At 45.4% G+C, this 22,285-nt stretch carries 25 protein-coding genes; 13 read left to right on the forward strand and 12 right to left on the reverse strand.

The genetic code is table 11. The features are described 5' to 3' along the window. Positions 1-14 precede the first annotated feature (14 nt). From gyrA to L870_RS0107255, 3 genes are read left to right on the forward strand one after another with little or no spacing between them, the layout of a single operon-like run. The gene (gyrA, locus tag L870_RS0107245; protein ID WP_028517581.1) at positions 15-2,645 is read left to right on the forward strand and encodes a DNA gyrase subunit A; all 2,631 of its coding nucleotides are present in this window, start codon (positions 15-17) and stop codon (positions 2,643-2,645) included. Beyond that, positions 2,635-3,099 (forward strand): hypothetical protein, encoded by a 465-nt coding sequence (locus tag L870_RS0107250; protein WP_028517582.1) that lies wholly within the window; start codon positions 2,635-2,637, stop codon positions 3,097-3,099. The genes gyrA and L870_RS0107250 overlap by 11 nt, the downstream gene beginning before the upstream one ends. Then, positions 3,096-3,896, forward strand: a complete 801-nt coding sequence (locus L870_RS0107255) for a metallophosphoesterase (RefSeq protein WP_028517583.1) — start codon at positions 3,096-3,098, stop codon at positions 3,894-3,896. Before L870_RS0107250 ends, L870_RS0107255 begins: the two co-directional genes overlap by 4 nt. Before the next feature lie 2 nt (positions 3,897-3,898). Here L870_RS0107255 and L870_RS0107260 read toward each other — a convergent pair whose 3' ends face one another. Further along, positions 3,899-4,513: an MntP/YtaF family protein gene (locus tag L870_RS0107260; RefSeq protein WP_028517584.1), complete on the reverse strand. Its 615-nt coding sequence runs from the start codon at positions 4,511-4,513 to the stop codon at positions 3,899-3,901. A 161-nt stretch (positions 4,514-4,674) separates the two neighbouring features. Here L870_RS0107260 and L870_RS0107265 point away from each other — a divergent pair, with 161 nt between their 5' ends. The 3 genes from L870_RS0107265 to L870_RS0107275 are packed head-to-tail and all read left to right on the forward strand — an operon-like array spanning position 4,675 to position 6,353. Continuing rightward, positions 4,675-5,478: a sugar phosphate isomerase/epimerase family protein gene (locus tag L870_RS0107265; RefSeq protein WP_028517585.1), complete on the forward strand. Its 804-nt coding sequence runs from the start codon at positions 4,675-4,677 to the stop codon at positions 5,476-5,478. Next, positions 5,475-5,951: a transcriptional regulator NrdR gene (gene nrdR / locus L870_RS0107270; RefSeq protein ID WP_028517586.1), complete on the forward strand. Its 477-nt coding sequence runs from the start codon at positions 5,475-5,477 to the stop codon at positions 5,949-5,951. Before L870_RS0107265 ends, nrdR begins: the two co-directional genes overlap by 4 nt. Positions 5,952-5,969: 18 nt before the next feature. Then, positions 5,970-6,353, forward strand: coding sequence for a magnetosome magnetite crystal formation protein family (locus L870_RS0107275; protein WP_051411456.1), 384 nt, complete (start codon positions 5,970-5,972; stop codon positions 6,351-6,353). Between the two features lies 1 nt (position 6,354). Here L870_RS0107275 and L870_RS0107280 read toward each other — a convergent pair whose 3' ends face one another. Beyond that, positions 6,355-6,762: a DUF4830 domain-containing protein gene (locus L870_RS0107280; protein WP_028517588.1), complete on the reverse strand. Its 408-nt coding sequence runs from the start codon at positions 6,760-6,762 to the stop codon at positions 6,355-6,357. A 91-nt stretch (positions 6,763-6,853) separates the two neighbouring features. Here L870_RS0107280 and L870_RS16950 point away from each other — a divergent pair, with 91 nt between their 5' ends. From L870_RS16950 to L870_RS0107295, 3 genes are all read left to right on the forward strand, one after another. Next, positions 6,854-7,639: a pseudouridine synthase gene (locus L870_RS16950; protein WP_037271765.1), complete on the forward strand. Its 786-nt coding sequence runs from the start codon at positions 6,854-6,856 to the stop codon at positions 7,637-7,639. 112 nt (positions 7,640-7,751) lie between these two features. Beyond that, entirely contained in the window at positions 7,752-8,882 is a 1,131-nt protein-coding gene (locus L870_RS0107290; protein WP_028517589.1) for an ABC transporter ATP-binding protein, read from the forward strand. Between the two features lie 124 nt (positions 8,883-9,006). Continuing rightward, on the forward strand, positions 9,007-10,302 hold the full coding sequence (locus tag L870_RS0107295) for a Sapep family Mn(2+)-dependent dipeptidase (protein WP_028517590.1): 1,296 nt from the start codon (positions 9,007-9,009) through the stop codon (positions 10,300-10,302). Positions 10,303-10,635: 333 nt separating this feature from the next. On the opposite strand, the gene L870_RS16955 is transcribed toward L870_RS0107295, so the two are convergent. Then, positions 10,636-11,001: a hypothetical protein gene (locus L870_RS16955; RefSeq protein ID WP_051411457.1), complete on the reverse strand. Its 366-nt coding sequence runs from the start codon at positions 10,999-11,001 to the stop codon at positions 10,636-10,638. A gap of 338 nt (positions 11,002-11,339) precedes the next feature. Between L870_RS16955 and L870_RS0107305 the strand changes: the two genes are divergently transcribed. Further along, positions 11,340-12,092: a DUF2461 family protein gene (locus tag L870_RS0107305; RefSeq protein WP_028517591.1), complete on the forward strand. Its 753-nt coding sequence runs from the start codon at positions 11,340-11,342 to the stop codon at positions 12,090-12,092. 362 nt (positions 12,093-12,454) lie between these two features. Here L870_RS0107305 and gpr read toward each other — a convergent pair whose 3' ends face one another. Both gpr and L870_RS20025 read right to left on the reverse strand, forming a co-directional pair. Beyond that, positions 12,455-13,303, reverse strand: a complete 849-nt coding sequence (gpr, locus tag L870_RS0107310; protein ID WP_028517592.1) for a GPR endopeptidase — start codon at positions 13,301-13,303, stop codon at positions 12,455-12,457. Positions 13,304-13,413: 110 nt separating this feature from the next. Next, positions 13,414-13,536: a hypothetical protein gene (locus L870_RS20025; protein WP_278244606.1), complete on the reverse strand. Its 123-nt coding sequence runs from the start codon at positions 13,534-13,536 to the stop codon at positions 13,414-13,416. On the opposite strand from L870_RS20025, the gene rpsT reads away from it, so the two are divergent. Next, the gene (rpsT, locus tag L870_RS0107315) at positions 13,530-13,790 is read left to right on the forward strand and encodes a 30S ribosomal protein S20 (protein ID WP_028517593.1); all 261 of its coding nucleotides are present in this window, start codon (positions 13,530-13,532) and stop codon (positions 13,788-13,790) included. The two genes, L870_RS20025 and rpsT, sit on opposite strands and share 7 nt — an antisense overlap. 293 nt (positions 13,791-14,083) lie before the next feature. On the opposite strand, the gene L870_RS0107320 is transcribed toward rpsT, so the two are convergent. Then, positions 14,084-14,449, reverse strand: coding sequence for a hypothetical protein (locus tag L870_RS0107320; protein WP_028517594.1), 366 nt, complete (start codon positions 14,447-14,449; stop codon positions 14,084-14,086). Positions 14,450-14,565: 116 nt separating this feature from the next. On the opposite strand from L870_RS0107320, the gene L870_RS0107325 reads away from it, so the two are divergent. Then, the gene (locus L870_RS0107325; RefSeq protein WP_028517595.1) at positions 14,566-14,787 is read left to right on the forward strand and encodes a helix-turn-helix domain-containing protein; all 222 of its coding nucleotides are present in this window, start codon (positions 14,566-14,568) and stop codon (positions 14,785-14,787) included. 28 nt (positions 14,788-14,815) lie between these two features. Here L870_RS0107325 and L870_RS0107330 read toward each other — a convergent pair whose 3' ends face one another. After that, a complete protein-coding gene (locus L870_RS0107330; protein WP_028517596.1) occupies positions 14,816-15,019 on the reverse strand; it encodes a hypothetical protein in 204 nt (67 codons plus the stop codon). A gap of 131 nt (positions 15,020-15,150) precedes the next feature. Here L870_RS0107330 and L870_RS0107335 point away from each other — a divergent pair, with 131 nt between their 5' ends. Continuing rightward, complete coding sequence (locus tag L870_RS0107335; protein ID WP_028517597.1) at positions 15,151-15,402, forward strand: helix-turn-helix domain-containing protein; 252 nt, start codon at positions 15,151-15,153, stop codon at positions 15,400-15,402. A gap of 27 nt (positions 15,403-15,429) precedes the next feature. Here the strand turns inward: L870_RS0107335 and L870_RS0107340 are convergent, their stop codons facing one another. The 5 genes from L870_RS0107340 to L870_RS0107360 all read right to left on the reverse strand — a co-directional run bounded on the left by L870_RS0107340 (position 15,430) and on the right by L870_RS0107360 (position 22,272). Next, positions 15,430-15,939 (reverse strand): flavin reductase, encoded by a 510-nt coding sequence (locus L870_RS0107340; RefSeq protein ID WP_028517598.1) that lies wholly within the window; start codon positions 15,937-15,939, stop codon positions 15,430-15,432. Positions 15,940-15,995: 56 nt separating this feature from the next. Next, positions 15,996-16,751, reverse strand: coding sequence for a sporulation transcription factor Spo0A (spo0A, locus tag L870_RS0107345; protein WP_028517599.1), 756 nt, complete (start codon positions 16,749-16,751; stop codon positions 15,996-15,998). Positions 16,752-16,940: 189 nt separating this feature from the next. After that, complete coding sequence (locus tag L870_RS0107350; RefSeq protein WP_028517600.1) at positions 16,941-18,251, reverse strand: hypothetical protein; 1,311 nt, start codon at positions 18,249-18,251, stop codon at positions 16,941-16,943. A gap of 13 nt (positions 18,252-18,264) precedes the next feature. After that, positions 18,265-19,932, reverse strand: a complete 1,668-nt coding sequence (locus L870_RS16960; protein ID WP_051411458.1) for a glycosyl hydrolase — start codon at positions 19,930-19,932, stop codon at positions 18,265-18,267. An 18-nt stretch (positions 19,933-19,950) separates the two neighbouring features. Then, complete coding sequence (locus L870_RS0107360) at positions 19,951-22,272, reverse strand: glycoside hydrolase family 95 protein (RefSeq protein ID WP_028517601.1); 2,322 nt, start codon at positions 22,270-22,272, stop codon at positions 19,951-19,953. Positions 22,273-22,285: the final 13 nt, after the last annotated feature.

Below are 22,285 nucleotides of genomic sequence, written 5' to 3' on the forward strand. Positions count from 1 at the left end.
CTCAGGAGGAAAAAATGCTTTACAATGACAACTCAAAGGTAATAAATACCGAGATAGTTGACGAAATGGAAAATTCCATGCTCAATTACGCCATGTCGGTAATTGTTTCCAGAGCACTTCCCGATGTAAGAGACGGTCTGAAGCCCGTACACAGAAGAATACTGTATACGCTCCATGAAAACGGACTTACTCCCGAGAAGCCATACCGTAAGTGTGCCGATACAGTCGGTGCGGTTCTGGGACGTTATCATCCACACGGCGATGCGTCGGTATATGACGCACTTGTCAGACTTGCGCAGGATTTCTCTATGCGCTATCCACTTGTTGACGGTCACGGAAACTTCGGCTCCATTGACGGCGACGGACCTGCGGCTTACCGTTATACCGAGGCTAAAATGGCAAAGCTCACCCTTGATATGCTCACGGATATCAACAAGGAGACCGTTGACTTCGTATCCAACTACGATGACCGTCTCAAAGAGCCTGCCGTACTTCCTTCACGTTTCCCGAATCTTCTGGTAAACGGCTCTGTTGGTATCGCTGTTGGTATGGCTACAAATATACCTCCACACAATCTGGGCGAGGTAATAGACGCTTTACAGCTCCTTATAGACGATCCGGACTGCACTCTCGAACAGCTCATGGAGCACATTCAGGGACCTGATTTTCCTACAGGCGGCATAATCATGGGCAGAGCAGGCATACGTGCTGCTTACGCTACAGGTAAGGGCAAGATCACACTCCGCAGCCGTACTCACTTTGAGGAGATAAAGGGCAGAAACTGCATCATCATAGACGAGATACCTTATATGCTCCGTAAGGAAAGACTCCTCAAGAGCATCAATCAGCTTGCAAGAGACAAGCGTATAGAGGGACTTTACGACCTCCGCGACGAGTCCGACAAGGACGGTATGAGAGTAGTTATCGAGCTGAAAAAGGACGCTATACCGAATATCGTTCTCAACAAGCTCTTTGCACTTACACAGCTTCAGGACACAGTGGGCATAATCATGCTTGCTCTCGTAAACAACGAGCCTAAGATACTCACGCTGAAGCAGATGCTCCAGCACTACCTCGACTTCCAGGTAGATGTAATACAGAGAAGAACTCGTTTCGACCTGAGAAAGGCTCTCGAAAGAGCTCATATCTTACAGGGCTTCGTGCTTGCTGCTGATTATATCGACGAAGTTATCGCAATAATCCGTTCAAGTGCGACTGTACAGGAAGCAAAGACACGTATGATGGAGCGTTTCAAGGACGTTGATATGTCTGCACTCCTTGACCGTGCACAGTATGACCTTACAGGACTTCACATTGAGGCTCAGACAGGTCTTTCCGAGGAACAGGCTGAGGCTATCGTACAGATGCGTTTAGGACAGCTCACAGGTCTCGAAAGACAGAAGATAACCGATGAACTCTACGGACTTCTCACAAAGATATCCGACTATGAGGATATCCTTGCAGACGTTAACCGTGTTTACGCTATAATCCTTGAGGATCTCAACACTATCCGCAGGAAGTTCAGCGACAAGCGCCGTACAGACATCGAAAATGTCAGCGGTGAAGTCGATATCGAGGATCTTATCCCCGAGGAGGACTGCGTTGTAACTCTCACAAACAACGGCTATATCAAGCGTATGCCGCTTACAGAGTACAAGACACAGCACCGCGGCGGACGCGGAATAACAGGTATGAAGCAGCGTGAAGAGGACTTCGTTGAAGAAATGTTCATCTGCGGCTCACATGACAATATCCTGTTCATATCCAATAAGGGTATCATGTACAAGCTGAAATGCTATGAGATACCTGACGGTTCAAAGGCTTCAAGAGGCTTTAATCTGATAAATCTGCTTCCTCTCACAGAAAATGAGAAGATAGCTGCAATGATAAAGACCACAGACTTCGGTGACGACAAGTTCATTACTATGGTCACAAAGAACGGCAAAATAAAGAGGACTAACCTCTCACTTTACAAGAATGTCCGCAAGAACGGTCTTATTGCCATAGGACTTGATGAAGGCGACGAGATAGAGGGAGTCCGTATGACTGACGGCAGCGCTCAGCTCTTTGTTGCAACTCATAACGGTATGGTCATCCGTCTTGAAGAAAGCAAGATGAGAGCACTTTCACGTTCGGCTCACGGCGTAAGAGCTATCAAGCTCCGCGACGGCGACTATGTTGTAAGCATGGCAAGAGTCCGCGAGGGAGCAACTCTCCTTACAGTTACAGAAAACGGCTACGGCAAGCGTACAGAGCTTGACAGCTATCGTATACAGAACCGCGGCGGCTTCGGACTTACAAACTACAAGGTAGACGATATCCGCGGACACGTCTGCGGCATCAAGATAGTTGACGAGGAGGACGATATTATCCTCGTATCCAGCGACGGTATTATTATCAGAATACTTGCAAGCGATATCCGAGTAATGGGACGTATCGCAAAGGGCGTTCGTGTAATGAGAGTCAGCGAGGGCGCAAATGTAGTTGCATTCACCCGTGCAGAGCATGACGACAATGCCGAGACCGAAAAGGTCGAGCAGCTCACAGAAGAGCAGGCTAAGGCTGCGGAAGCCGAGGCTGCACTTGAAGAGCAGAACGAAGTAATAATCGAAGCAGACCCTGAGGACGAGGAGAATGAGGAATAAGACTGAGAGGGGCTTTCTCAGATTCGGAGAAAGTGCCTTTACAGCACTGGTAATAACGGTGCTGAGCCTTTTCTGTCAGTTCATAAACTGGTTTGCATACGAAAAAATAGGTTACGCATGGGGCATCACATTAGTGACGCCCCTCGTACTATGTGCCATGTATCATTTCGTACAGCTTGACGGCGGACGCGAAGGCAGCTTTTCACGGAAGTTCTTTTTTATATTTTCGGTGGTCATACCGCTTCTTGTCGGGATATTGCTGACAGTGATAATGCTGCTTGCAGCACCCGAGATAAGCGTATTTTCGCCCGAAGCCGAGTACAAAGGAACAGTCCGCGAGGCAATAGCCACATATGCGGGAAGATTTGTTTTCACGTCTCTGTATCTGCTGATATTTGCGGCGGCAGACCATTTTATACTGAAAAAGCTTGATGAAAAAAGGAAAATGCAGTGAAATATATTATACTTATCGTTTTTATTCTATTTGTGATATATGCCTTTATCGAGAATTTCTGTCTCCTTACGGTAAGGCGTGAGGATCTTGGAAAGGGAGTCAGGATAGTACATCTTTCCGACCTTCACAGAAAGCGTTTCGGGAGAAACAATATAAGGCTCTGTGAAAAGGTCAAGGAGCAGTATCCCGACATGATAATACTCAGCGGTGATCTTATAACGCGCTATGAAAAGGATCTGTCATGTGCGGAAATGACTCTGAAAATGCTTTGCAAGATAGCTCCCGTGTATATGATATACGGCAACCACGAGCAGAGCATTTCCGAGGAAATGCGTCCCGAGCTTGAAGCAATGTTTGAAAGGTCAAAGGTCATACTGCTGAGAAATGAAAGCTCCGAGATAAATATTAACGGCAGACACCTGAAAGTATACGGACTCCTTGAGAATTACGGAGTTTATAAGAAAAACGGCGGCTATCGTGACCTTGACACCATAAAAACCGATGACCTTGAAAAGCTTCTCGGAAAGTGTCCCGAGGGCGAGGTGCTGCTCATGGCACATAACCCGTTTTTTGCGGAAGCTTATGCGGAATGGGGAGCAAAATATACCTTCAGCGGTCATATTCACGGCGGAGCAGTGCGAATTTTCGGTATTGCAATGCTGTCTCCCGAGAGAAAATTCTTCCCGAAGAATTCAAAGGGAGTCTATACCTACGGCAATATGAAGCTTCTGGTATCGGCAGGTCTCGGAAAGCTGAGACTTTTTGACCCTCCCGAGATAGTAGTGTATGAGATATGATGCTACGCCGAAAAAACGGCAAACAGAATGAGAAACATTCCTCCCGTCCACGAAAAGTCGTGATTCAGGGAGGATATTTTTTTGCCTGTGAGTCCGCCGAAAAACAGCGCAGCAGCTCCGCAGACAAATACGGCAGCGGCTGCACCCACAGCGGATATACCCTTACCGCCGCAGCTCAGTCCCGTTGCCGCAGCATCCAGTGAGCCTGCAAGAGCAAGCACAGCGGCTTCGCCTATGGACAGTACCTTTGAGCTGTCCATATCAATGGCGGAATCGTCGAGACAGAGCTTGACGAATACTGACAGATCGCCCATTTTCACGGAAATACCGTCTTTTTCCGAGATATACCTTATGACGCTGCGAAGTATGCTCTTGGCGATATTCAGCGAGCCTATGGTTATAAGTACAGCCGTACCGATGATGTGGATAGTATGCGAGGTAATAAATCCCGAGATAAAGTCGGAAAGCATAATGGAAATAAATAAAACGGCAGACGAAAACATATCTATTACCAGTGCAGAGCAAAAGGGTATCTTTACTCCGCTGTTGCAGCAGGCAGCTGCCGCAAGATATATGTCGATGCTGACTATAAAGGCGAGAAAAAATTCTTTTAGCACAAATATTACACCTCCGCATTATCATATGCATCAGCCTCAAAATATGACAATAAAAGCAGTTATTTTTTCATTTTCAGGTTATTATTTTCTTGTAGTCTATTGACTTTCCGAGGAAATACAGTTATAATTAAATTATAAAATTTTCGCAGGGAGGGGTTGAATTGATAGCAGGTGTTTCAACAGCTTGCCTGTATCCGAAGCCCCTTGAGGAAGCACTTTACGACCTTGCAGTCAATGGCGTTTCCTGTGTGGAGATATTTCTCAACACTCATTCCGAGCTGAAAAAGGGCTATGCTCACGGTATGGCAAATCTTCTGAAAAGATTTGATGTAAGGTGTCCTTCCGTGCACCCCTTTACCTGTGAGATAGAGCCTCAGATGTTCTTTTCGGAATATGAGCGCAGAATGAATGATATACTTGAATATTACAAGCTGTACTTCCGCTTTATGAACATCGTTGGAGCAGATATTTTCGTTTTTCACGGCGGTAAACCCTCATCGGTATGTACTCCCGAGCTTTACTGTGAAAGGTATTCAAAGCTTTATCGTCTCGGTAAGGAATTCGGTGTTACGGTAGCTGTGGAGAATGTCTCAAGGTGCAGGAGCGGTTCGTCAGCCTTTGTAAAAGAAATAAAGAATATGCTGGGCAATGAGTTTGCATTTGTGCTTGATACAAAGCAGGCAATACGTTCAAACGAAAGTCCCATGAAATTCCTCGATATAGTCGGCGACAAGATAGCCCATGTGCATATCAGCGACTCGGGAGAAATGGGCGACTGTCTGCTCATAGGCAGGGGAAGATTCAATTTCAGGCAGTTTTTTGAAAAGCTTGCTTGCTATAATCCGGATTGCAGCGTAGTTCTTGAGCTTTACAGGAGCGGTTTTTCAGGTATAAGCGACCTTATTTCCAGCTATAACATACTTACAAAAATGACCGAGCCTTATGGCGGGGAGCAGAAAATATGAAATGTCCTTACTGTGGATTTGAAGACCTTAAAGTAATAGACTCGCGTCCTGCTGAGGATAAGACAAGGCGCAGGCGCGAATGTACAAGGTGCGGAGAAAGATTTACTACCTATGAGGCAGTGGAAGTTCCGCTGCTGATGGTGGAAAAGCGTGACGGAAGCGTTCAGCTTTTTGATAAGGCAAAGCTTATAAACGGCATAGTCTCCGCAATAAAAAAGAGACCTGTCTCTGCTGAGAAGGTCACTGAAATAGCAAACTATGTAGAGAATTATTACGCCAATGCACTGAGAACAGTTGCAAAATCCTCGGAGATAGGCGAGCTTGTGCTTGACAGGCTAAGGGATATCGACCCTATATCCTACATAAGGTTTGCGTCGGTGTATAAGGATTTTACTGATATCGACAGCTTTGTAGCCGCTATCAGTGAATTCGATAAAAAGGATAAGGTATCGGAAGATAGTTCCGATCACTAAAAATGGAGGTATATTTGTATGGATCAGCTTGAAAACATTCTCGAACAGTTCAACGACATTGATACTGAAAGGACATTTGATGACAATGATATCAGCAAGGACAGCGTATTTGCTATTTTTGCGTATCTTCTGCCTGTTCTTTTCTTTCTGCCATATGTATGCGACAAAAATTCCGCATACTGCAAATTCCACTCAAATCAGAGCTTTTTATGGCTTGTGACGCTTATAGTGATTTCGATACTTTGCGGCATAATCGGTATTATCCCTGTTATAGGATTTATCGTAATGAGGTTATTATTCCCCATAACGATACTTGCAGTTGACGTTGCATTCATTATCGGAAGCTTAAAGGGAAAGGCATACAGACTCCCCTTCGTAGGAAGCCTTTTCAACGTATTCTGAGTCAGCTGACAGGCATTCTGATACTGCCGCCGTCCTCGCTGTAGACCATTGAGGCGACAGCCTTATCATCGCATACCAGCAATTCTGCCAGCATTTTCATATTTTCGGGACTGTAATTCTTCACCTCATAGGTGTAAAGCTTTGCATTTCTTCCTGAGTATTCACGAAGAGGAAGTCCCTGTTTATCCTGTATTTCGGCATATTTCTCGTAAGTATCCGAAAATACGGAAGGAATAAGAATATCTTTTTCGGATATCTCTTCCACTTCCCAGCCGTGAGAAGCAAAATAATCCATGCGTTGAGAAACGTCTGCGGCTTTGGGAAGCTGTGAGGGGGTATCCTCGTTTTTTCCGCAGGAGGCAAGAGCGAATGCAGCTGCGGCAAATACCATAAGAGTGAATTTTTTCATGTGAGACAACTCCGTTTCCGATATGCCTTTACTATGGCATATCAGTAGATAATATTCAGCATCGGCGGCATATATGCCGGAAGGAGAAGCAATGGCACAGATAAGACTTGACAAATTCATTTCCGAAAGGACTGAATATACAAGAAGTCAGATAAAAGAGCTTGCGGCAAAGGGCAGGATACGCCTTAACGGCGAGGTAGTGAAAAAGTCTGATACAAAGATAGACTCAGAGTCGGCAAAGGTAGAGGTATGCGGACAGAGGATAGGCAGCTCGCGCTATAAGTATATACTCCTCAACAAGCCGCAGGACTATGTATGCTCTACCGACGGCAAGGACGGAGAGACTGTGCTGAAGCTGATACCGCCTGAAATTCGCACAAAGGGAATGTTCCCCGCAGGCAGGCTCGACAAGGATTCCTTAGGCGCTCTGCTCATCACCGATGACGGCGAACTTGCGCACAATTTGTTATCTCCGAAACACCATATACCCAAAATTTATATTGTGAAACTTGCCAGACCATTTGAAAATAATTATATTAACAAATTTGAAACAGGATTAACACTGGCAGACGGAGAGACTTGTCTACCCGCACGGGTAAAAAAAGCTGAAAACAGCGATAAATTGGCGTTTGTTGAATTACATGAGGGAAAATATCATCAGGTCAAAAGAATGTTTGCCGCTGTAGGCAATCACGTAGAAGTGCTTATGCGAGTTTCTCTCGGAGCACTGGTTCTGCCCGAAAAACTGGCAATCGGAGAGTGTATGGAATTATTGCACAAAGATGTTGAAAACTTGTTCAAAGAGCAGGATTTTGAGAGTTTTTGTGACCGATATTCGCCCATTTTTTCGGCAAATCTAATAAACAACCAATTATAAGTTTGGCGATTTAGCAACTTGAAATGTTATGAAAAATGTGCTATTATATTATCATAGCTGATAATGGAATAAAATAATCGGCATTATATTTTGAACTGGAGGACTGGATTAAATGGCAGGCTTAACACTTAAAGGCATTTATAAGAAATATCCGGGCGGCGTTGTTGCTGTTTCAGATGTTAATTTAGAGATAAGAGATAAGGAGTTCATCGTTCTTGTTGGACCGTCAGGCTGCGGTAAGTCAACAACTCTTCGTATGATCGCCGGACTTGAAGAGATCTCAGAGGGTGAACTTTATATAGGCGATCGTCTTGTAAACGATATCGCACCTAAGGACAGAGATATTGCGATGGTTTTCCAGAACTACGCTCTTTATCCTCATATGACAGTATTTGATAACATGGCATTCGGTCTTAAGCTCCGTAAGGTTCCAAGACCTGAGATCGAGAGAAAGGTTAACGAAGCTGCTAAGATACTCGACCTTACACACCTTCTCGACAGAAAGCCAAAGGCTATGTCAGGTGGTCAGAGACAGAGAGTTGCTCTCGGTCGTGCTATCGTTCGTTCACCTAAGGTATTCCTTCTCGACGAGCCTCTTTCAAACCTCGATGCTAAGCTCCGTGCTCAGATGAGAACCGAGATCGCTAAGATCCACAAGAAGCTCGGTACAACATTTATTTACGTAACTCATGACCAGACAGAGGCTATGACAATGGGTGACAGAATCGTTTGTATGAAGGACGGTTTCGTTCAGCAGATCGATACACCTCAGAACCTCTATGAGAACCCTGTAAACAAGTTCGTTGCAGGCTTCCTCGGCTCACCTCAGATGAACTTCATCGACGCAGAGCTCAAGGAAGAGTACGGTCAGTATATCGTTGAATTCGGTGCTGCAAACGGCAGAGGAAACAGATATCAGATCATCGTTCCCGAGTCAAAGGTAAACGAAGAGCTCAACAGCTATGTAGGCAAGGAGATCGTTCTCGGTGTTCGTCCTGAGTCTATCCACGACGAAGAGATGTATCTCTCAAATGCTTCAACAGGCGTTATCGACGCAAACGTAGAAATTACAGAAATGATGGGTGCTGAGACATACCTCTATCTCCTTTGCGAGGGTATTCCGCTTACAGCACGAGTTAGCCCAAGATCAACAGCAAGACCCGGAGATGATATCAAGGTTGCTATTGATCCTAACAGAATCCATATCTTTGATAAGGAAACTGAAAAGGCTATTGTTAACTGATTAATTCTTTTCATATTTATCCTTTCTTTCTTGGTACACAACGTCGGGAGATGTTGTGTACAGACAAATTACCGCAGTATTTTTACTGCGGTTTTTTGTATTATTTAGTTTTACGGAGGCAAAAATGACTGAAATACGAAAATATCTTGAGGAACATAAACAGGAGATGATCGACCTGCTGGCAGAGCTCGTTGCAATACCCAGTATACAGGGAAAAGCCGAGGAAGGAGCTCCTTTCGGCAGAGAGCCTGCAAGAGCACTTGAAGTAATGCTGAAAAAGTGCAGTGAGGCAGGTTTTAAAGTTGATAATGTTGATAACTACGCAGGCTCGGCGGATATAAATGATCTTCCTGCCGAGCTTGCCGTACTCACACATCTGGACGTAGTTCCCGTAGGTTCGGGCTGGACTACCGATCCCTTCGTACTGCGATACGAGGCAGACACGGACAAGCTCATCGGACGCGGAGCTATTGACGATAAAGGACCTGCTGTAGCCGCATTTTTTGCTGTAAAGGCTCTGAAAGAACTCGGTATACCGCTGAAAAAGGGTATACGTCTTATCTTCGGAACTAATGAGGAAAACGGCTCCGCAGACCTTGCTTACTACCGCCAAAAGCGCGAATTACCGCCAATGGTGTTCACTCCTGACGGCGAGTACCCACTTATAAATGCGGAAAAGGGTATGCTGAGAGTATATTTTTCTTCTGATTTCGACGATGACGAGATACTGGAAATACAAGCAGGAACAGTCATCAATGCTGTTCCTCAGTTCTGCACTGTAAAAATGGACAGTGACGAGGGCGAGCCTGTGGAGGCTGTTTATGAGGGCGTTTCTGCTCATGCTTCTACTCCTGATAAGGGCGAGAACGCTATAACTCAGTTCCTTGACAGCTACAGCAGCGGAAATATGCTGCTTTGCGGACTGGCTGAGCTTTTCCCTCACGGCGAGTTTAACGGAAAAAATTGCGGACTTGGCTTTCGTGACGAATTATCGGGAGATATGACCTGTGTACTGTCCATGCTGAACACTGAAAACGGCAGGATATACGGCGGTATCGACATACGTTTCCCACTTGACCGTACAAAAGCTGAAATAAGCGGTATAATTTGCGGCGCACTTGAAAGTGCAGGCTTTACTGTTGACTCCTGCGACGGAGTTGAGCCTCACTGCACCGACGAGAATTCAACATTTGTACAAACATTGTTGAAAACTTACGAGCGTGTTACAGGTGATAAGGGGCGCTGTATCGCAATCGGCGGCGGAACTTATGTACACGAGATAGAGGGCGGAGTAGCCTTCGGTGCGGAGTTTCCAAACGAGGATGGTCATATGCACAGTCCCGACGAGTTCATCACAGTATCAAATCTGCTGAAAAACGCAGAAATTATGGCAGAAGCAATGGCGGAGCTTTGCAGCTGAATTTGTAGGGGCGCTTTCCGAGCGCCCGCTTATGTCATTTTACAAAAATATAACGTTTCAATGCAATTGTGTAGGGGCTTGCCTGTGGCAGACAGTTAGATTCCGATGGTATTATTACGGGCTGATGTGGGCATCAGTCTCTACAGCACGTTTACTTTATTTGTATCATTTTTTCGGGCGAGCGGAACTCGCCCTTACAGCGCAGAGCCTGCGCCCCCTTGCTCGTGCGGATATCATCAAAAGAGCAGTTGCTTCTCGACACGGGGAATAACATCGTAAACGACAATAATTATGAATCTTAATTAAAAAGGCGGACATTAAGTCCGCCTTTGCTTATCTGTCTTTCTTGTCAGTTGTTGTGGTTTTATCGTCGTGTTCCTTGTCGCCGTCGAGACCGTCGATAACGTCGTCAACAGCGTTCTGAGCTCCGTCAATGACATCTTTGCCTGCATCTCCTGCGCCGTCAACGAGGTCTTTACCTGCGTCTCCGACACCGTCTGCGGCATCGTCAACGCGGTCACGAATGCTGTCGTTATCTTTTCTGTCAGTGGTGCTTTCATAGGTTTTATCAGTCGTGCCGTCAGTAATTACAGTGCCGTTTCCGTCATCTGTATAATGGCCGTCGTTGTTATCACCGCAGCCTGTGAGAGTTGCACAAACAGTAAAAAATATGGAGCATATTGCTAAAAGCTTTTTCATACAAATCATATCCTTTACAGAGTATTATTGTGGAGTTGTTTTCCACAACATATTTTTATTGTTTACTCATTTTCCCTGATTATCCACAGGGTTTTCAACTTTTCCGCACTTCCAGAAAGTGTATTTTACGTTGTTTTCCACCTTTTCAACAGAGTTATCAACAATCGAACATATGAATCCACAATCAATTCAACACCGTGTTGAAAACTTTTCCACCCCAATGTGAAATATAATTAGAACTATATTGCTGTAAATTTTTGGTTAAAAGTTGCAGCCGCTTGATTAATGTCGCAGCTTGTGATAAAATAGTATCAGATATGAAATTGAAAGGTGATATAATGTTTGAAGGATTTTCGCAGGAGGCACTGGAATTCCTCCTTGGCATAAGGCATAACAACAATAAGGACTGGTTCGAGCCGCGGAAAAAGGTATATACCGAAAAGATATTCGAGCCTATGAAGGCTCTGGGCGAGGAGCTTTTTGCGCCCTTTGACGATATTAACGGCATGATGTACAAGGTGGGCAGGATATACCGCGACGAGAATTTCGCTCCCTATCTTCATTACCGCGACACTATGTGGATATACGTCCGCTACGATGCTTGGTACTGGAACAAGACACCTACGCTTTATTTTGAGCTTTCTCCCGAGGGCGCGGAGTTCGGTTTCCGTATATCCAAGCCCGAAGCTGCTGTTATGGAACGTTTTCGCAGTCAGCTTACCGAGGACTCAGAGCCATTTCTCAACATGATATCAGAACTTGTTGAAAACTACGGACTCACGGTCGGAGGTGACGAATACAAGCGCAAAAAGCCCTGTCCGACCCCCGAACTGGAGAAATATTTCGTTAAAAAAGGACTCAGCGTGTACACGAAGGTAAGTGATCCCGAGGAGCTTTTCAGCCGAAAAATAGCGGAGCATACCGCCGAGGTGTTCAAGGCAGTCCAGCCGCTTAATGACTATTTCCATGAAATTGTTGAAATTGAGGAGCTTGCCAAAGCAATACTCAAAGAGGAAAAGGAGCAGCAGATCGCTCAGCCCGAACCTGAAATAAAAATGGTAAAAGCTCCCGATGTTGAATTCATGTGGTAAGCAGCGTGACGCTGCACCCTTGCTCGGGCGGATATCGTAAAAAGGGCAATTGCATCTCGACACGGGAAGTTTGTAGGGGCGCTTTCTGAGCGCCCGCTTAAGCCATTATACAAAAATATAACGTATCAATGCAACTGTGTAGGGGCTGCCTGTGGCGGCCCGTAGATTCCGATGATATTATCACGGGCTGATGTGGGCATCAGCCCCTACAGCGCGTTTACTTTGTTTGTATCATTTTTTCGGGCGAGCGGAACTCGCCACTACAGCACAGAGCCTGCGCCCCCTTGCTCGTCCGAATATCATCAAAAGGGGCATTGCATCTCGACACGGGGAATATCATCGTAAACGACAATAATTATGAATTAAAACAGCCCTCTTACGTCCTCAAAGGTCAGAGTAGGCTGCAAGGCGAGGTTGATACCGAAAGCAAGGAGCTGTGAAGCCCGTTCGGTAAGGCGGTCTATATCACGAGGAGTTACCATTATATTCGGCAGCTCCCTGCTTATTTCCTGACCTGTGAGGCTTCTGACGATAGTGTGCATATCCACAACGGTAGGGACTCCCACAGCGATTACGGGAATGCCGAAAAGCTTATCAGAAAGCTCCCTTCGTCGGTTTGAAACGCCGCTGCCTGGGGATATACCCGTATCTGTTATCTGTATGGTAGTACCGAGGCGGCTTATATCGCTGCAAGCGAGTGCGTCTACGGCAATAATGGCTTTAGGTTTTATTTCGGCAGCTACAGCGCGTACTATCTCAGCTGTTTCGATACCCGTCTGACCCATAACTCCGCCCGAATAGGTGCTGACGCTTCGCAGCGAGGTCAGGAACTTCTCCTCGTTTTTGTCAAGCTCTTCGCTGAGATGACGGGTGGCAAGTACTCTCGAAGCTGTTTGCGGACCTATGGCATCGGGGGTTATATCGTTATTGCCAAGCCCTGCAACGAGCACATCACCGTCAGGGAGAAGCCTTGACAGCTCGTCAGCAAGCTCCTGCGCCATGAGTCTGTAATCGTCGGAAAATCGGCTTAGGCTGCTGCCCTCAAGGGTGATATAGCGCCCCTTGCCCTTGCCAATGGTTGAAAGGCAGCTGTCATCGTCAATGATTATCTCAGTAATGCTGAAAGCCCTGCCGCGTGTCGAGATGTGAACGCTGTCGGGTAAATTGCCGCAGGATATACTTTCCAGCGCAAGATCGGTGCGAAAATCCATATATTCCTCCATATTGTGCATTTTGCTTTAATTGTGGAAAAAATTTATCACTAATATTTCACTTTTAGATATTGAAAACCATGTGGAAAAATGATATAATTATATTTGTCTCAGTATGGCAGCTGTGCGTTGCAGCTGTCGGGAGTGAACGAACCCGTGTTTGCTCCTATTATCTGTAAAATGCGGACGATTATTCCGCCTGCATAATTCAAGGAGGTGTAACAAAATGCCAAACATTAAGTCTGCTAAGAAGAGAGTAAAGGTTAACGAAACAAAGGCTGCTGCTAACAAGGCAAGAAAGTCTAATCTCAAGACAGTTCTCAAGAAGGCTGATGCAGCTGTAGCAACAGGTGCTGCTGACAAGGCAGAGGCAATCAAGGTTGCTATCAAGAGAGTTGATCAGGCTTGCGCAAAGGGTCTTATGCACAAGAATAAGGCTGCAAGAAAGAAGTCTCAGCTCGCTAAGAAGCTCAATGCTGCAAAGTAATAGGTCTTTTTTGATCATATAAGAAATCGAACCCCTTGCGGACAACTCACGGTCTGCAAGGGGCGTTTTTGTTTAGGGCATATCTAAAAACCCTTTTTGAGAAAAAACAGCTATGCACGACATCTGCTGCGTCATACCCTCTTGTAGTGCGAAAGCACGCCTGCGAGGGCTTTCCTTGCAGTTGCCGCACCTATCTGTTTTTTCCTTAATCAAATGGGTTTTTAGATATGCCCTTTAGTTGAGAGTTTAAGATTGAGAGTTGAGAGTTATATTATCGCCTGACGGCGATTTTTTTATTTTCTTTTTGTTGGTATTTTATCTTTTATCTGTCCGAGGAGTATGATTATCTCACCAAGACCGTATACCATAAGTCCAGATGTAAAAGCTGCAAAAAGACCTATTATCATTGTAGCGAGTGAGAAATCATTTACCATGAAATTGAATGCAATTACTGATATTCCGCCTAATATCCATAATACTATTGCAACTACCTGTATAGCTGAACCTGTTTTATTTTTTTCGGTTTCAGAATAATCAATTTCTTCAGGTTTATTTTTTTCAGCAAGCAAAGCACATTCCGGGCAGATAGCATTATCTTCATTTATCCATTTTGCTTCATCTTCATTAAAAATTTCCCTTGCACATAACAGACATTTCATATATATAACTCCTTTATTAGATTAGGACTATCTGTCCTATATCCTGTTAAAAAAACGCTCCTGTTTTATAATTAATACATAAGAATTTGTAAATTTACAAATACAGGAGGGAAAGTATGTTCGTCAGAATAAGAAATCTTCGTGAAGACAATGACAAGACACAGCAAGAAGTATCTGACTATCTTTTCTGCGACCAGTCGCTTTACTCCAAGTATGAGCGCGGACTGCGTGATGTACCTGTGGATATAATCATCAAGCTTGCAGAGCTTTACGGTACGAGCACGGATTATATACTTGGGCTTACCGATGAAAAAGAGAAATACCCCATAAAAAAATGAACCCCTTACTTTAGTAAGGGGATTTTTTTCAGTTCATATTAGATTTAGCTATCTCTTTAAGAGCATATTCTATTACTTCTTCAGCAGTAGGAATTGGACCTGCACCTATTTTATTGATAGGAGCATCCGGATTTTTGCAGGCTTCACGGATAGATTTATTGATCTCTTCCTTTACCTCTTCAACGCTAACATTATTCTTTGCAGCGATTTTCTTAAAGATATCATCATTCATTGCATATATCCCCCTTTTATTGTGGTATTATAATAATATATTGCTTACCGATAAAAAGCAATAGCTAATTGATAAAAAGTGTATTTCTTTCTTATAATTTGTTAAGATTATATAAGAAAGAAACGGTTTTTATGTCAAAGACAATGAAAATTTCCAAAGAGAATGAATTCAAGTATATTCAGATCGGTTTGAATATTGCCTATTACAGGAAGCTTCAGGGACTTACACAGGAAGAGCTTGCGGAAATATCGGGAATAAGCCGCTCGCATATAAGTGCCATAGAGGCTCCGAATATTATCCAGAACGTATCACTTGAAGTGATCTTTGATCTTGCCCGTGCGCTGAAGATCGAGCCGTACAAGCTTCTTGAATTCAGAGAATGACCATCTGCTGAAAGGCAGGTGGTATTTTTATTCCTTTACATATACTCCCACTATCTCCGAGATATATGCACGATGATAAGCGTCTCCGTTGAAAAATTTTTCAGGTATGCCGTCATCTGTGAGAAATCCGCTTTCCTGAAGGTCATAGCTGTAGAGCTTACGGCATACGAGAACGAGCTCAGCCTCTTCAAATGTCATACAGCCGTCTATCTCAGCGGGAGTCAGTCCTGCTTCCTTAGCTTTGTCGCAGTCTCTTCCTGAATGAGAGCCGCAGAAGGAAAGAGCGTTTCTGAACTCCTCGCCTAAGAATGACGCGGTATAGCATTCGTTTTTTTCAACGAAGCCATAGGTGTAACGTGTTGGTCTGATGTAGCAGGTGAGGACGTTTTTGTTCCATAGAACGCCTATTTGTCCCCATGAGGCTGTCATCGTGTTGAAGCCTTCCTTGTTTCCGCCTGTAAGCAGCATCCATTGTTTGCCTATCTTATCAAACGGATTGAAGGAAAGCTCACTGATGCCAATTTTTTTAAAAGCCATGGTGATTCTCCTTTTTTATTATATTTTTATTCGGTATCACCGCGGCTTATGATACATCAGAAAGCTTTCAGCGCACTTTTATAGCGCAGGCGTATCTTATCAGTGATAAGCGCGATAAATTCCGAATTTGTAGGTTTTCCCTTGCCCGTATCAACGGTATATCCGAAGAAAGAGTTAAGGGTATCAACATTGCCCCTGTCCCATGCGATCTCGATAGCGTGGCGTATAGCGCGTTCAACGCGGGAAGATGTGGTATCGTAGATACCTGCCACAGTGGGATACAGCAGCTTTGTAACGCTGTCAAGGAGGGTCTTGTCCTTGATAGAATAGAGTATAGCCGTCCTCAGGTAGTGATAGCCTTTGATATGTGCAGGAACGCCCAGCTGATGGATCATATCCGTAACAACAACCTCCAGATCATCGCTGAAGCTGTTTACTCTGTCGCCGAGGGCAGAGTTTATGGCATTGCAAAGGTCGTCGGCACTGCACGGACGGAGCAGAAATTTAGAAGCACCGTTTTCTGTCACCTGTCTTTCGATGAATTCGTTGTCGTATGCAGACGTTATTATAAATACAGGGGATTTTATCCCAAGCTCCTTTACGGCTTTCATGACAGATATGACGTCGCCGTTCTGAGAGGATATATCCATTACCGCAACATCGGGCGGATCCTTTTTTATAGACTCCAGTATTATACCGCAGTCACTGCGTCTTGTATACGCATACATTCCCTTTTCGCGGAGCTTATTTGCTATGCTCACGCCTGTCTCGGCAGAATCGTCGCCGATAAGTACTTTTACCTTGTTATTCATGATTTATACCTCCTTTTGTTCAGCGGTTTTCGACCGCTTAATAATGATATCACACTGCAAAAGTAGCTGCAAGGATTTATTTTAAGGTATTTGGAGGTATAAGTTCGGGAAATGTATCAACAGAGAGACAGTGAAAAAAGCCGTCGGAAAAGGCTGTCACAAAAGACGGAAATCAAGGGGAAAGCAGGGTTACTTCCGTTTTTTTCTGTGAAGGGCAGCTTCCGACATTTCTCTTACGCTGGTGCCTTCGGGGAAAAGCTTGTCGGCAAGCTTCTGAAGCGGGTTTTTTCTGACTCTTTCTGTATGAACAGGGGCGAGTTCAGGCTCACTTTCAGCCTTGCCCCATTTTTTCTTTTCTTTATCCGAAAGATCAGGTATAATAATATTTCTGTCACCGATATAGCTGTGGTTTTCGAGAAATTCCAGCGGCAGCCGACAGCCTTCGCTGCCGTATTTCCCGATAAAATCTCCGAAATGAAAGTACAGCATATCCTTGAAATCGTCTCTGCCGTCAATTATTTTCTGATTATTTTCCATTGCCTCAATGAGAGACTTCTGCATTTCTGTCTCGGGTTCAAAATCCTCGATAAATGAAAGCGGACCCAGTATCATAAAGCCTATCATATACTCATCGAGGCAAAAATCGCTTTTCGGCTTTTTATTCTGAGGAACATCGAAGCCGTAGGCTGCATAAAGGGCGAAAGCTGTTCTTATAGCCATGCATTTTTCGCCGTCTATATCATACAGGAGCTTATTTTCGACAAATCCGCGGAGTCGTCCCGATTTTACCATAAGGGGCTGTACTGATTGCAGCATGACAGCCTTTATGCCTCTGACGATAGCGGCTTCCACATCGTTTGAAAAGTCTCCGCCGATATGGAGGATATTGTTTGGTTCGACACCCGATTTTTTTATGACAGTCTCAAGATAGGCTGTTTCTGCGGAATCGGGGATATTCTGCTCTGACGGGATTATGACGGAGTCATATTCTCCGTAGCCGCAGCTGCAGAGTATCTTTACGATAACATCACGGGGATAGTAGGATACAGAGGTGATTATCACCTTGTTTTTGCAGTCCTTAGCCTTATCAAAGAGGAGCTTTCCAAGCTTTCTCGGAAAAGCAAAATGCTCGATAAGGTCACATTCTCTTGTCATAAGTCTTTCTCTTCCCGTGGGAGTGATACCGCTCATTTTAGCAAGGATATTGTATATCTTTTCAAGAGTTACATTGCCCTTTGCACTGTATTTTTTCTCAGCAGCCTTCTGCGCTTCCATACGAAGATCTGTGAAGGTCTTTTTTGTGGTGTTGAGCAGCGAGAAATCCTCCTCCATAAAGAGAAACATATCCTCGGGCTTGGAAAAAGGAGTAAGTACGAGAGTATCCCAAAGCTTGAAGCTTATGGTTTTGTGGTCGTTTCTTTCGACCTCATGGAGCATTTTTACGAGTATCTCGTCCTGTGCCGCAGAGGGCGGTCTTTTTGGCTGAAAGTCTCCTTCCATTTAAAAACCTCCTTTAGTCGGTCGTTTTTGTTTCTTTCTCAGAAGCTTCTTCTGTTTCGGGTGTCTCTATGCCTCTGAGCCTGCGGTATTCATCGAGTGTCATAGCACCGTCGGAGTTATACGCTCTTATAATAGCGTCCCTGCTGGTGAATTCCTCGCTGTATTCGCCTTTTTCGTTCTGTATGTACTTTCCGTACCATACGCCGAAGAACGACCATACAGCATTATCACGGAAAGCCGCGTCCATATCGGGAACACTTCCGCATTCGCTTATAGCGATGAGCTTATCGCTGCCCACGAATTTCTGAACAGCGGCGAATTCCTCATAGAATCTGTTTCCGTAGTCCTTTTCGTCCTTGAAGTAAAGGTCAACGCCTGCGATATCGAAGGTTCGCCTGTCAACGAGAGTGCTGTCGCTCTGACCGTTCCATATCCAGATAAGGTTGTCCAGCTCGAAGTATTTGGTAAAGCGTTCGTAAAGCAGGTTCCACAGCCATTTATAAGCGTCTGCGCCCTTTGCGCCCCACCAGTACCAGTCACCGTAGCCCTCGGGGAGAGGTCTCCACAGCACAGGGACTCCCCTGTTTTTCAGTGAAGTGAGCTGACCTGCCATATTATCTATATCCAGTATGAGCCCGTAGCATTCTTTGGAAATATTTCCCTTGCTGTAAAGCTCACGTATCTCTTCTTCATTCAATTCCGCTATCTTTTCATCTGTAACGGCTTTTGAAAGGTCAAAGTCAGTATCGTCTGCGGTCATGGCACTTTTTTTGTCAGAGGGTGAGTTCCAGTACCAGCTGACGGAGGAGATACCGCCGTTTAAGTACCACTCGGCAGCTGCGTCCACTTCCTTGAAGCTCTCGTCAAGATTTCCGCGTGAGACCTCAAAGTTTGAGCAGCGTATAACAGGGTATTTACCTGTAGTGTGGTAGATAAGGTCAAGCTCGTAATTGTCTCCGCCGTAAGCGTACTGACCTGTTATCATGTATTTTCCGTAGTTTTCGGAGAGGAAGCTCATAAGCTCCTTTGCGGATTTTCCCGCATTCTTGTTTACAAGCTCACCCTTAGCGTCATAGCTTATGTCGCTGAGAGAGGTATTATTTTCAATTTTCAGATAATCGAGGCACATATCGCCGTTTTCGGGAATAATTTCAAGCTTCTGCTTGCCCTTTGTAAGGAAAACGCCGTATACGGTGATATAGGTGAACTGATTATTGTCTGTAGTCCTGAATACCGTAAGCTGTTTGTCGTCAAGCTTCAAACGGCAGTTTACAGCCTTTTCGGACAGTATATTGAATGAAAGGTCATAGTGCTGATTGCTTGGTACATCTATCTCAAAAACAACAGAAGCCTTGCCCTCGTTTCCGAATTTGGTAACGTAGCCGTCACCGCTGAATTCTGGCTTGTTGGTATCAACAGCAGCGCCGCCCTTCAGCTCGGCTCTTTCGGCTTCGTAGAGGTTGCCCGACTGTTTTTTCTCTATTTCGGGGAAGGTAACGGGATAGTCGGGGAAGGTCTCAACGGGTTCTGTCGTGGTAGCTTCCGCAGTGGTTTTTGCAGTAGTTTCCTCTATGATAGGCACAGAGGAAGTAATAGGTTTTTTGCTGTTGCTGCAAGCCGCAAAAACAGAAGCACCTGCTCCTATTGCCACAGCTACAGCAGCTATCTTGCGAATATCCATTTATTCCTCCTATGAGTTTCAGGATTTGACAGTATATTTCTTTCCCTTTTCTGTATTGAAGATGATAACGCCGTCCTCGATACGTGAATTTACGGATATACCGTCACAGGTAATGCTTGCTACGCAGTTTGCGCGGAGATGCATCTCTCCGTCGGTATCTGAATATATCTCAGCCGTAGAGAGCTTGCTCTCTACCCAGAAAATGTCAAAGGTGTAGCCGCCCTTTGCTTTAAGACCCTTTATATGACCGCTTTTCCACTCGTCAGGGAGTGCAGGGAGCAGGTCTATCTCACCGCCGCAGCTCTGTAAAAGAGCCTCAGCGATAGCGGCAGTGCCGCCGAAATTAGCGTCTATCTGGAAGGTATGCTCTGAATTTGTCATATTCGGGTTAGTTGAATGTGAGAGCAGTCGCTTGAGGTTTTCGTATACCATACGGCTGTCGTAGAGTCTTGCCCACATATTGGTTATCCATGCGCAGCTCCAGCCCTTTTTGCCGCCGCCGTTGATAAGTCTGCGGACAAGAGTAGCTCTTGCAGCGTCCGCAAGCTTTGGAGTCCTGTAGGGATTGATAAGGTCGGCAGGGTGGAGGGCGAAGAGCTGAGAGATGTGCTTGTGACCGATATCAGACTCGTCATAGTCCTCTGCCCATTCCATTATTTGTCCGTACTTGCCCACCTGAGGCAGCGGGAGAAGCTGCATCATATCTCTCAGTTTTTCGGCAAATGCTTCGTCCTTACCGAGAATACTTGCAGCATTGATAACGTCTGCAAAGAGCACGGTTATTATCTGCATATCGATTGCAGGACCCATGCACAGGCTTGCTTTAACGCCGTTTTCGCCGATATATTCATTTTCGGGAGATACGGACGGACCTGTTACAAGTCTGCCCTTTCCGTCATCTGTGAGATACTCGGTGAAGAATTCGGCAGCTTCCTTTAATATATGGTATTTCTCCTCAAGGAATTCCTTATCGAGGGTGTATTCATAGTGTTCATAGATATGGAGAGCCAGCCATGCACCGCCCATAGGCCATATGCTTGAAGTCCTGCACTCGTCCTGAGGCACGGTATCTCCCCATATATCAGTAGAATTATGGCATACGAAGCCCTTGTGTATGCCGTACATCTCCTTAGCTGTGACTCTTCCGTTGCCGCAGATGCGCTCCATAAGGTCAAAGAGGGGCAGATGACACTCGGAGAGGTTGCAGCTTTCAGCTATCCAGTAGCTCATTTCCGTATTGATATTGAGCTCATAGCGGCTGCCCGACGGCGATGACATCTGGTCATTCCACAAGCCCTGAATATTGGCAGGCTGAGTACCGGGACGGCTGCATGATATCATAAGGTATCTTCCGAAATTGAAGTAAAGCTCGATGAGCTTATTGTCGTGGATAAGTCTTTCACATTCGGTATTGTCAAGCTCATCGCCCTTGAGGCGGTCGATACGCTCGTCAGTATTCATCAGAGCAAGGTCCTCTTCCTCGCTGTTGTCGTTGAGAGAGAGCTCTACGCGGTCGAAAAGCTCTCTGTAGTCGTTTACATGGCGGTAGTAAAGCTCCTCGAAATCGCACTGGAGAGCCATTTCAGTATCCACCTGAGCGGACTCCTCATACATTTCGCTGTAAAAGCTTGTTCTTACCGAGAGAACTATCATTACTTCGTCGGCATTTTTCACGCATATCCTGTTTCCTACTGTAGAAAGCTCGCCGCCCTTTGAAGAAGCGCCGAGACAGGCAGCGAAGAATATGCCGTTTTTGCTGCCGCTGCCGCCGTTGAAGAGTATCATGTTCTCACCGCAGGGGCGGTTGTCGTCGTAATAGTCGTCACGGCCGCCGATGCAGCAGGAAAGAGAGACAGAAGCAGGCTCTGACGCGGATATACGCATTACCATAACTTCGTCGGGAGCGGATACAAAGTATTCTTTTGTATATGTTACGCCGTTCACGGTAAAGGAAGCATCTGCAACAGCGTTTCCGATATCGAGACTGCGGGAGTATTCACGGGCTTTTCCTCCGAGCTGAAGCTCCAGCTCCAGTTCGCCGAGAGGCATATAGCGGCGCATATTGGGAGTAACGCCCTGCATTTTTCTGAAGGCTGTATCCTCAGCTTCCGCTGTTTTTCCTTCTGCAAGGAGCTGTCTTACTTCTGCGAAGCCCTCTCTTGCGTCAGGGTTTATTCTGTGGCGCAGACCGCCCGACCATACAGAGTCCTCGTTTATAACGATACTCTCATTATCGGGAGTTCCGTAGATCATTGCGCCTATACGTCCGTTTCCGATAGGGAGAGCCTCCGAGAAGCTCTCAGCAGGTGAATTGTATTTCATTAAAGTTTCTGTACTCATTTTAAAATCTCCT

This window comes from Ruminococcus flavefaciens ATCC 19208 (assembly GCF_000518765.1).
Classification (GTDB): Bacteria; Bacillota; Clostridia; order Oscillospirales; family Ruminococcaceae; genus Ruminococcus; species Ruminococcus flavefaciens.